This is a genomic window from Asaia sp. SF2.1, assembly GCF_000505765.1.
GTDB classification, from domain to species: Bacteria; Pseudomonadota; Alphaproteobacteria; order Acetobacterales; family Acetobacteraceae; genus Asaia; species Asaia bogorensis.
In genome coordinates this window covers 54978-59647 of record NZ_AYXS01000008.1, presented here as the reverse complement: position 1 = coordinate 59647, position 4670 = coordinate 54978, and the positions used below count along the sequence as shown (strand labels likewise).

The window sequence follows — 4670 nt, the reverse complement described above, 5'->3', positions numbered from 1 at the left end:
GATGTTACCCATATCATCCGTGGTGAGGATCATATTACCAACACCGGTGTTCAGCTCGATATCATCGAGGCGCTGGGTGGCAAGGCTGCTCGTTTCACCTTCGCCCATCTGCCCCTGTTGCTGGATGAGGGTGGCGGCAAGTTGTCCAAGCGCTTCGATGCGTTGTCGCTGCGTGCGCTGCGTCATGACGGCATGGAGCCGCAATCGGTTGTGTCCTACCTGTCCAGAATCGGCAGTTCGGACGACCCGGTGCCCATGACACTGGAAGAATCTATCGCGAGTTTCGATCTGTCGCACATTTCGCGTTCGGCAGCGCGTTTCGACACGCAGCATCTGCTGGGGCTCAACCGCCGCCTGCTGCATACCCTGTCCTTCGAGGATGTCCGCACCCGCCTGCCTGAGAGGGCAAGCGAGGCTTTCTGGAATGCCATACGTGGCAATGTCGATCTGACCGGCGAAATCGGTTTCTGGTGGGAAGTGGTGCAGGGCGACATCGCGCCGCCCTCCCTGCGTGACGAGGCCGGATTCCTGGAGCAGGCGCAGCAGACCCTGCCTGACGCCCCGTGGGATGGCGAAACGTGGAAGCAGTGGATCGCAACGCTGAAAGACGTCTCTGGCCGCAAGGGCAAGGCTCTTTTCCATCCGCTGCGTCTTGCCCTGACGGGCGAGGAGGCCGGGCCCGAGTTGCATGCCCTTCTGCCGCTGATGGGGCGTGATCTGGTTCTGCGTCGCCTGCAGGAAGCGGCTATAGGGTAGGGTGCGAGGGCTCACCCACGCGCAAGGGCCATGAAGCGCGACAGGTCCCGATGGCGGCAGTTTTTCAGGGTGCAGTCCGGGCTGCCCCTGCAGGGTGCTGACGATGGAACCGGGCAGGAAAGCGATGAGATTGGCACGGGGCGTCAACGCGCGTCGGTCATACGGGTCGGCATTGGCAGCAATTTCTGGACGGATCTCTATCATCACGCCCTGACCACCTCATGGCCACGGTTTCTGGGGTGGTCCACGATTGCCTATGTCGCAATCAACCTGGGTTTTGCGCTGCTGTATCGGCTATGCAACGCCCATATCAACAATGCTGCCGATCTCGACCTGCTCTCCCTGTTCTTCTTCAGCGTGCAGACCTTCTCAACAGTTGGCTATGGAGTCATGGCCCCAACCGGGCACATGGCCAATGCGCTTGTATCCGTTGAGGCGCTTCTGGGCATGATGATCAATGCCCTTTCCACTGGCGTGGTCTTTGCCCGCTTCTCGCGCCCACGGGCGCAAATTCTTTTCAGTCATATCGGGGTAATCAGCCAGCGCGCTTCACCTGCCGCCCTGTGCATCAGGCTCGCCAATTCGCGCAAGAGCGCGGTGCTGGCGATGGAGGCGGAACTTTCACTCTCCCAATTCGTGATTGGTGAGGGGGGATACCCCACCCGTATCTTCACACGGCTTGCCCTTCTGCAATCGCAGATGCCCGAATTGCGGTTCACCGAAACCCTGGTGCACCCCATCGATAGCGCTAGCCCTCTTGCTATTTTGAGCGTCGAGCAGCTTGACGCGACCTATGCGGAAATTCTGGTCACCGTACGTGGCACGGATGAAGCAACCGGTCAGGCCGTGTTGCTCCAGCACGGTTACGATCATGCAAAGATGATCAAGGGGATGCGTTTCGTGGATATGGTCGTGCAGGACGCGTCGGGCAATTACCGCGTGGATTACAGACGGCTTCACGACATCGAACAGGAAGCCGAAGCCGCCGCGTGAAGAGGCCATGGGCCTTCCCACACAGTCCTCTTTCTTTACCCCATGCGCGGATGAACGCCTGTTTTCGAGGCTGTTACTCTCCGTACCTCTTCCCTCGGACCTCTGACGCTTCAGGGGGCAGAGGAGGCCTCCGAAAGCGCGCATCAAGCGCTGATCGTATCCTGACCGCGCGCCGATTTCATATCCACTAGTGAGGTTGAGTGAGACCAGTGGGCGTTCGGTGGGCACGTATGGGGCCACCGTGTCGCGCGATGATGGGACCGCGCTTTGGCGCTGCGGTTGTTTGGAATTTCCTGTGTTTAAGCAAAACATATGACTTTATTATTTATTAAATGTTTCAATAATAAGTCAATGCAATAATTACTTCACGATCTATACTTGATTCGACACAAAACTATTTCTGTTTCGATCTAATTGAAGCCAGTCCGAAGTGCCAGATGGGCGCACTTGCCGGAAACAGGGTCGATTGCAGAAGAGCCGGACGACCAGATGCGGCGCATCCGGCGCAGGAGAGAGTTTTGTGTTGAGAGGTCAGAGACTGTGCCTGGTGTTCACTTTCCTTTGCTGCTCGGGGGCCGCTTACGCAACGCCTCTATCGGATGATGCCCATCAGAATACCCCGACTACAGCCAGGGCAGCGCCTGCAGGTAAACCGGGAACAACGCGGCACAAAATAGGCGGCGCAGGAAAGCCTGCCCGGCATGCAGGCGAGGCTGGAGCCAGCGAAGTCGCCGCAGCGCCGGCGTCGGCTCGGGCATCGTCCGCCCGTCATGTTGCCCATCACGTTACGCCGGAGAGCATCAGCGTGACAGGGCAGGCCCACAGCAAAAACTACCAGAAGGACCCGGCATCCGTGTCGGTCCTCAGTGCCCGGCAACTCGCCAACCGTCACGTCGTCTCACTGGTTGATCTTGGTGACGGCTCCGTACCCTCCTTGCGTATCGCCCAGTTCTCAGGCCGCAATTCGGCACTGGTGGTCAATATCCGCGGTGTCGGCGTGCTGGGTGACAGTAACCAGCCCGCACGTGACCAGGGTGTAGGCGTCTATATCGACGGTGTTTATGTCGCCAGACCGCAGGCACTTGGCACGGCGCTTTTCGATGTGGAGAGCATGGAGGTGCTCAAGGGGCCGCAGGGAACGCTGTTTGGCCGGAATACCGAGGCTGGCGCCCTGAGCATCGTGACGCGTCGCCCCACAGGAAAATTCGGCATGCGTCTGGTTGGCGGGTTTGGCAATTACAACAGCAACAAGGGCGAGTTGCACCTCGATCTGCCAGCTTTCCATGATCTGGCGATCAAGGTTGACGCTGTGACCGCCCATCGCGGACCGCTTGTCGATAATCCGATGCCGGACACCGGAGGGTTCAACCAGTACGACAAGCGCGGCGTGCATGTGGAGGCAATGTATCATCCGGTTTATAACTTCACCGCTGACTATGCCTATGACAATTCCTATGACAGCACGACCACGCTGTGGATGCAGTTGCTCAAGGGAGGAACGAATAAGCTCGCGCAGCTTGCGACGTTGCAGACGACCCGCGCCAAAAGAGCGTTTGTCGGCGTTCCCGAAGAGCCCAGTATCGGCAAGAACAGCGGGCATCGCATGACGCTCGATTACAAGGCGATACCGCAATATCTCTCTTTCAGATTCATCACGGCGTATCGCGAACTGAGCCAGAGCCAGTTTGACAACGGGATGGCCTCCGGGAGCCTTTCCAACACCACAGGCAATTTCACCGGAATGAGCTTTGCACGTAACTCGCTGGCAGGATTCTGGCAGAACCAGATCAGTCAGGAGATACAGGCCTTCGGCCATACGAAGCGCCTGAAATATCAGGGTGGCTTCATCTATTACCGCGAGCATGCCGCCGATAACGCGCAGGCCTTCTATACAAACCAGTTCACCAATGCTGCTGGCAGTGAATACCGGCTGCTGACCGGCCCGGCCTATGATGACTGGAGCCTTCAGCCCATTGATCGCGCCAGCCATGTCACGTCAAAAAGCTGGGGCGTTTACGGCAATGCTGTCTATACCCCACCCGTGCTTCATGACGCGCTGCATCTGACGGCGGGGCTGCGCTGGTCTCACGATGGCAAGCAGGGCACGCTGACAACGGTGAACAACCAGGCGCCGATCAATACGGCGGGTGTCTCTGGCCCGATTGATTTTGATGCGGGATGGTCACGCGTGGATCCGCTTCTGGAAATCAGCGGTGATCTTGCCCGTCATGTGCTGCTCTACGGGAAGTGGAGCACGGGTTACAAACCGGGCGGAGCCAATTCACGAGCGCAGAATTATGAGGCTTTCGGGCCTGAATCGGTCTCGATGTTCGAGGTCGGCACCAAGACCGAGTTTCTCGATCAGCGTGTACGTTTCAACGTTGCGGGATATTGGGGCGACTACAAGGATATCCAGGTCGATTTCAGCAAGCCCTACCAGATTGGCAATCAGCTGACGACGCGTACCACCACCTCGACGATCAATGCACCTGGTCGCGGTGATCTGAGTGGCGTCGAAGCCGAGCTGAGCGTGTCGCCCATACGCTACCTGACGCTTGGCCTGTCCTATGCCTATAACTATGTTCACATCCCGCCCACGGCCAATCCCTATCCCAACTCGGTGGGTGTGGTCAGCTCCATGCTCGTGCCAATCTACCAGAGCTATACCCCGGCTCATTCGGGCAGCTTCCAGGCGGATTATGTGCGGCCGTTCCAGGGTTTCACGCTGCTTGGCCATCTCGATGGCAATATCGACAGCGGTTATTATGCCGGCACGACCGACCCAGTCTACGCGGGGATCGGAAACCCCAAGAACGTTTATCAGCCTAAAGGTGATAGCGGGCTGATCGTCAACGGGCGTGTCGCTGTGTCCAATGTGCGGCTCGGTAATACGGGTGCGAAGGCCACGTTCTCGCTCTGGG

Annotated in this window: 3 protein-coding genes; all 3 read left to right on the top strand. The window is 58.3% G+C overall.

Annotated elements, in window-relative coordinates; genetic code table 11:
• Positions 1–756, top strand: a 756-nt coding sequence (locus P792_RS38455; protein ID WP_023978139.1) for a glutamate--tRNA ligase, incomplete at its 5' end; no start/stop codon positions are given.
• A 30-nt stretch (positions 757–786) separates the two neighbouring features.
• The gene (locus tag P792_RS25480) at positions 787–1749 is read left to right on the top strand and encodes an ion channel (RefSeq protein ID WP_023978138.1); all 963 of its coding nucleotides are present in this window, start codon (positions 787–789) and stop codon (positions 1747–1749) included.
• Positions 1750–2602: 853 nt separating this feature from the next.
• On the top strand, positions 2603–4670 hold a 2068-nt coding region (locus P792_RS25475), incomplete at its 3' end, for a TonB-dependent receptor (RefSeq protein WP_161630824.1).

What these genes read in the sequence shown, in the direction of transcription:
- P792_RS25480 (WP_023978138.1), top strand. Translation starts at nt 787, where the DNA reads ATGAAGCGCGACAGGTCCCGATGGCGGCAGTTTTTCAGGGTGCAGTCC.